The sequence below is a fragment of the Bradyrhizobium sp. genome (assembly GCF_036735945.1).
Taxonomy (GTDB): domain Bacteria; phylum Pseudomonadota; class Alphaproteobacteria; order Rhizobiales; family Xanthobacteraceae; genus Bradyrhizobium.
This window is the reverse complement of sequence record NZ_DAINNI010000209.1, coordinates 1-5,151: the sequence shown is the minus strand read 5'-3', so window position 1 is coordinate 5,151 and position 5,151 is coordinate 1. Positions and strand designations below refer to the sequence as shown.

Below are 5,151 nucleotides of genomic sequence, written 5' to 3'. Positions count from 1 at the left end.
GCCAGCGTCCCTTCAAAAGTCGACGTATCACTCAGCTATGATTCCGGGTACTAGCATCCCCGGCAGATGCCGGTAAATGTACTGGTCTGCGGCCGCCCCCGCCGCCGCATCGGCTTTCGTGGCTGGGGTTGATGCGTACTGATGATCCGTTGCGACGCGCCGGCATAGGGCGGTGTCACCAACCGGGCGCGCGGCGCCGGCGCATCGAACGCACCGGGGGAGAAAGCCGGTGGCGGCGGGTTGGGCTGGAGCGGCGGGATCCTCGCCGCGTTACCGATACCGCTGGGATCGGAAAGCACGCTCGGATTGGCCGGGCCGAACGGTATGCCCGAGATCGACGAATTGCCGGCGCCGGCCGAGCCGGCCGGCGGCACCAGCTGCGCGAACGCCTTTGCGGGGACGATCAGGGTGAGCGCCGCGAAGAGCGCAAGCGACGGATTGCGGGACATCGGTATCTCTCCGGGGCAGCATCAACGGCCATGTGAGGCGCGGGTTCTCGCCTCCCGATCAGCTTTTCTCGCGCTTCGCCTGGCTGCGGAGTAGGCGACCGCGCGAGAATCAGACCTAATCATGGCGCCATCACGGTCGAGCTTCCCGAGATCCCGCCCGGCATGAACCAGTCCGAGGTCATCGAGTCAGATATCCGCGCGCTGCAGCAATGGCTGCGCGATGCCTGGGAGCAGCTTGGCGATCGTTCGCTCACCACATTCAGCCGGCGCGAACTCCGCAACCAGATGAAGCAGTGCAACGCCGACCTGCGGGCGTGCCTGGAGAGGGCGGCCGAACTACGGGCCGAGCCGGCCGAACCACCGATCCCGCCCTATTCCAAGCCGGCGCTCCGAATCCTGTCGTGGTGAGCGGATCTCGCCGGGGACGCCGCGGGCCCTGCGCCCTACCCGAGTTGTTCAGTCAAGGGCTGGCCGGCGGCCCCGCCTTGTTGATAACCCGAAGCCCCCCGCCCCGGCATCGAAACAGCCGGCCTGGCTGTGCTAGGGGATATCGGCCTGACTAACGACGGACGGAACATATGCGGATTACCCTGGTCGGCTCCCGCCATTTCGGCGTGACGACATTCAACACATTGCGCCAGCACGGGGTCGATATCGTGCGCGTCGTCGTTCACGATGGCGAGGACCGGCTTGCCGCCACCGCCCGGGCCGCCGGGATCGAGTTCGTCGTGCAGGCCGATCCGAAACGCGTCGTCGCATCGGAGATCGCGCCCAATACCGACCTGATCGTGACCGCCCACAGCCATGCCCGTATCACCCGGGAGGCGCTGGCGACCTCCCGGCTCGGCGGCATCGGCTATCACCCCTCGCTTCTGCCCCGGCATCGCGGCATCGCCGCGGTCGAATGGACCATCAAGGAGGGCGACCCGATCGCCGGCGGCACCGTCTACCATCTCGCCGACCGGATGGATGCGGGCGCCATCGCCGCGCAGGAATGGGTGTTCGTCAAGAAGGGCGAAACCGCCCGTGAACTCTGGGAGCGCGCGCTGGCTCCGCTCGGCCAGAAATTGCTGGCTGACGTCATCTTTCACGCCAAGACCCACAACAACCTTCCAGCCACTCCCCAGGAGGAGGAGTTCGCCACCCAGGCGCCGAGTCTGTCGGACGCAAAGCATTGATCTTTACCTGAATACCTCAAATATGACAGTGATTCAGGGCGAAATGGCGGCTTTTTCGTTCCGTCCCGAGAACCGGATTCACCTTGATGTGCTTGAAATGCCGGGAACTTTCTACAATACTGCGGCGCACCAAAGTTTGGACACATTGTGACAGGATAAGGCGCGCCATCACACACATTTCGGGGATTTGATCCATGCGTTCCAGCCGCATACACAGCCTCTTGTTTGTTTCATTTCTTGCGTCCGCCGCGACCCTCGCCTTCTCTCCCGCTTCCGCCCAGACCCCGTATGATGGACTGTGGCAGGTCACGGTTGTCACAAAAACGGGCAGTTGCGATGCGCAGACTACCGCGTCGGTGAATGTGGCCGACGGCAAGATATCGGGCGGCCCGGTTTCCGGCACGGTCGGCAGCGGGGGACTTGTGCGAGTCTCGATCAATGGTGCATATGCGAACGGTCAACTCAGTGGCAACTCCGGATCGGGGAAATGGAATGGGGCTTCAGCTGGTGTCGCATGCAGCGGTCGATGGGAAGCGTCCCGTCAGTAGGACAAGCCAGACTTCCGAGGTTTTCGCCCACGCGCGGCGGCTGGCATTCGCAGCCGTCGCGTTTTTTATGGCCGTCTCCGCGGCCTCGCCGAGCCATGCGCAGGCCAGCGCTTTCGCCGGCATGGCCGGCACCTGGTCCGGCGGCGGTACCGTCACGCTCGACGACGGATCGAACGAACGGATTCGTTGTCGTGCAACCTACAGGGTGATCGGCGCCAGCATGGAGATGGTCCTTACCTGCGCCAGCGACGCCTACAAGATCAACCTGGCGGCAGACGTCGTGGCGGCCGGCGGCCAGGTCACCGGCAAATGGACCGAATCCAGCCGCAACATCGGCGGCAGCATTCAAGGTCGCGGCGCGGCAGGCAGCCTGCAGGTGGTCGCTGAGGCGGCCGGTTTCGCCGCCAACATCGCGCTGAGGACAGCCGGCAACAAGCAGCAGATCACCCTGCGCGCCGACAGCCAGTTCCGCGCCGCAAATATCTCGCTGTCGAAGTAATTTCGCTTCAATGGCCATCGCCCGCGCAGAGGCGGGCGATGCGTCGCCGGAGAGCCAGCGCGATGTGATCGCGCTCAGCTCGTCTTCGGGGTCTCCAGCCTTGCCGCCGTTTTCTTGATCGTCTTGGCAATCAGCAGGGCCTGCTCCTTGTTGAACGCAAAATCCTGCACGCCCTTGTGCGTCGTCAGCGACAGCACCATGATGTCAGGCTGCTGTTCGGGCCAACCGGTGGAGAAGGCGGTCACGAAATCGGCGGTGGTCGATCGAGCGGTCGTCATGGTCGAAAATTTCCTTGCAATGTGAGCGCGCGTTGATCCGCGCGCGCCTTCAGGCCTTCGGCACGAAGGCCGTGACTTCGATCTCGACCTTCGCCCGATAGTCGACGAGTCCTTCGATGTAGAGCAGCGTCGAGGGCGGGAAGTTGCGCCCAAGGGTTTCCTTCCAGGCCGCGCCGATGCCGGCGCCTGCTTCTTCGTACTCGCTGCGGCTGGTCAGATACCAGGTCAGGCGCACGATATGCTCAGGTCCCGCGCCGGCCTCGCCGAGCAACTTGACGATGCGCTTGAGCGCCATGCCGACCTGAGCCGCCATGTCCGGGGCATACTCGCCCTTTTCGTCGCCGCCGGTCTGGCCGGCCAGCACGATCCATTTGCCGGGGGCATCGAATTCGACGCCGTGCGAGAAGCCGCGGGGTTTCGACCATTCGGCCGGTTGCAAGACACGCATGCGCAGTTTCCTCCCTGAAGATTGCCAGCTCTTACCACTGAACGGCCGGTTGCTCCCACAACGAATTTGGCCGGCCGCGCATCGCTGCCCCCGCGCATTTGCGCGTTGCAAATCGTGACGTGCTCGCCGATACCGGCCTGCCCAACCCCCTCGCCTCACGCATGGATCGCACCTCTTCCAAAACCCTGGCCGCGCTTTGGATGGCCGGCTGGCTCACCCTGATGCTGGTGATCGCGATCGCCGGCCGCGAGGCGACGCGCGAGATCAACGTCTTCCAGCTGATGGAGATGCGTTCGATCATCGGTTTCATGATGCTGTACCCGCTGATCCATGCCCAGGGCGGACTGGCCGCGATGCGAACCCAGCGCCTGCCGCAGCATATCTCGCGCAACATCATTCACTATGGCGCGCAGCTCGGCTGGTTCTTTGCGCTGACGCTGATCCCGATCGGCCAGGTGGTGGCGATCGAGTTCACCATGCCGATCTGGACCGCGATCCTCGCCGCGACCTTCCTCGGCGAACGCATGACGATCTGGAAGATAACGGCGATCCTGCTCGGGCTGATCGGCGTCATCGTGATCGTCCGCCCCGCCACGAGCCAGGTCGATCCGGGACAGTTGATCGCGCTCGCGGCCGCGGTCGTGTTCGGCATTTCGGTCACGATGGTGAAATTCCTGACCCGCACCGAGCAGACTATCACCATCCTGTTCTGGATGCTGGTGGTGCAATCGGTCGCCGGATTATTCCCCGCGCTTTACGCTTGGCATTGGCCGGCCGCGCATCTCTGGATCTGGGTCATCATCATCGCCTTCTGCGGCACGTTCTCGCACTACTGCATGGCGCGTGCGCTGCTGCACGCCGATGCAACGGTCGTGATCCCGATGGATTTTCTGCGGGTTCCCTTGAGCGCCGCCGCCGGCTGGCTGATCTACTCGGAGCGGCTGGACCTCTTCACCGTGCTGGGCGCGGCGCTGATCCTCACCGGCAATCTGTTGAACCTGAAACCGAGCGCCTCGCCGCCGGTCTCAGCGAAAAAATAGCCCCCGGAATCAGCGCCAACGGCCGAATTTTATTTCCCGCGCTGTGATCCAGATCACTCAACGAGGCGTGTCGGGAAGGTAACGGATGGCAGCCGATTTGGCTTTTCGCCTGCTTTTTTGTGGTGCGAAGCGGGCGGTTCTTTGTAATGTCCGGCCAGCGTTACAGCCAAATCCTTTGTTGATTCTGCAGGGGGATTCCTATGCGTTTTAAGACCCTCATTTTATCCGCCATGTGCCTGGCGTTCACGGCCGCGACCGCCAGTGCCGAGAAGCGCGTTGCCTTTGTGGTCGGTAACGGCACCTACAAGAACGTCGCGCCGCTTCCGAACCCGACCGTCGACGCCAAGGCGATGGCCTCCGCGCTGCGCAATGTCGGCTTCGACGTGGTGGAAGGTTCCAATCTCACCCGCGACAAGATGACGGAACGGCTGCTCGACTTCGGCAAGAAGGCGCAGGGCGCCGACGTCGCATTGTTCTTCTATGCCGGCCATGGCATCGCCATTTCGGGCAGCAACTACCTGCTGCCGATCGACGCCGACATCAAATCCGAAATGGATGTGAAACTCGGGGCGGCCATCAACATCGACCTCACGCTCGAGCAGACCATGGGCGACGCCAAGGTCAAGCTCGTGTTCCTCGATGCCTGTCGCGACAATCCGTTCGCCGCCAAGATCAAGTCGAACTCGGCGACCCGCAGCGTCAACGTGCAGA

10 protein-coding genes are annotated in these 5,151 nt (G+C 63.4%); 7 read left to right on the top strand and 3 right to left on the bottom strand.

Annotated elements, in window-relative coordinates:
- Positions 1-50 precede the first annotated feature (50 nt).
- Positions 51-449 carry a hypothetical protein gene (locus V7E26_RS29145; RefSeq protein WP_324422843.1) on the bottom strand — a complete coding sequence of 133 codons (399 nt, stop codon included), beginning with the start codon at positions 447-449 and terminating at the stop codon, positions 51-53.
- A 162-nt stretch (positions 450-611) separates the two neighbouring features.
- Between V7E26_RS29145 and V7E26_RS29140 the strand changes: the two genes are divergently transcribed.
- The 5 genes from V7E26_RS29140 (at position 612) to V7E26_RS29120 (ending at position 2,674) form a co-directional block, all read left to right on the top strand.
- Positions 612-857, top strand: a complete 246-nt coding sequence (locus V7E26_RS29140) for a hypothetical protein (RefSeq protein ID WP_324422842.1) — start codon at positions 612-614, stop codon at positions 855-857.
- Between the two features lie 170 nt (positions 858-1,027).
- Positions 1,028-1,627, top strand: coding sequence for a formyltransferase family protein (locus tag V7E26_RS29135; RefSeq protein WP_324422841.1), 600 nt, complete (start codon positions 1,028-1,030; stop codon positions 1,625-1,627).
- Between the two features lie 22 nt (positions 1,628-1,649).
- Positions 1,650-1,778 (top strand): hypothetical protein, encoded by a 129-nt coding sequence (locus tag V7E26_RS29130; RefSeq protein ID WP_324422840.1) that lies wholly within the window; start codon positions 1,650-1,652, stop codon positions 1,776-1,778.
- A gap of 43 nt (positions 1,779-1,821) precedes the next feature.
- A complete protein-coding gene (locus tag V7E26_RS29125) occupies positions 1,822-2,175 on the top strand; it encodes a hypothetical protein (protein WP_324422839.1) in 354 nt (117 codons plus the stop codon).
- Entirely contained in the window at positions 2,120-2,674 is a 555-nt protein-coding gene (locus V7E26_RS29120; protein ID WP_442893500.1) for a hypothetical protein, read from the top strand. Before V7E26_RS29125 ends, V7E26_RS29120 begins: the two co-directional genes overlap by 56 nt.
- A 74-nt stretch (positions 2,675-2,748) precedes the next feature.
- On the opposite strand, the gene V7E26_RS29115 is transcribed toward V7E26_RS29120, so the two are convergent.
- Both V7E26_RS29115 and V7E26_RS29110 read right to left on the bottom strand, forming a co-directional pair.
- Complete coding sequence (locus V7E26_RS29115) at positions 2,749-2,952, bottom strand: hypothetical protein (protein ID WP_324422837.1); 204 nt, start codon at positions 2,950-2,952, stop codon at positions 2,749-2,751.
- Between the two features lie 49 nt (positions 2,953-3,001).
- On the bottom strand, positions 3,002-3,400 hold the full coding sequence (locus tag V7E26_RS29110) for a RidA family protein (protein WP_324422836.1): 399 nt from the start codon (positions 3,398-3,400) through the stop codon (positions 3,002-3,004).
- 161 nt (positions 3,401-3,561) lie between these two features.
- Here V7E26_RS29110 and V7E26_RS29105 point away from each other — a divergent pair, with 161 nt between their 5' ends.
- Both V7E26_RS29105 and V7E26_RS29100 read left to right on the top strand, forming a co-directional pair.
- Positions 3,562-4,440, top strand: a complete 879-nt coding sequence (locus V7E26_RS29105) for a DMT family transporter (RefSeq protein WP_324422844.1) — start codon at positions 3,562-3,564, stop codon at positions 4,438-4,440.
- 200 nt (positions 4,441-4,640) lie between these two features.
- The coding region (locus tag V7E26_RS29100; RefSeq protein WP_324422835.1) for a caspase family protein at positions 4,641-5,151 on the top strand (511 nt) is incomplete at its 3' end.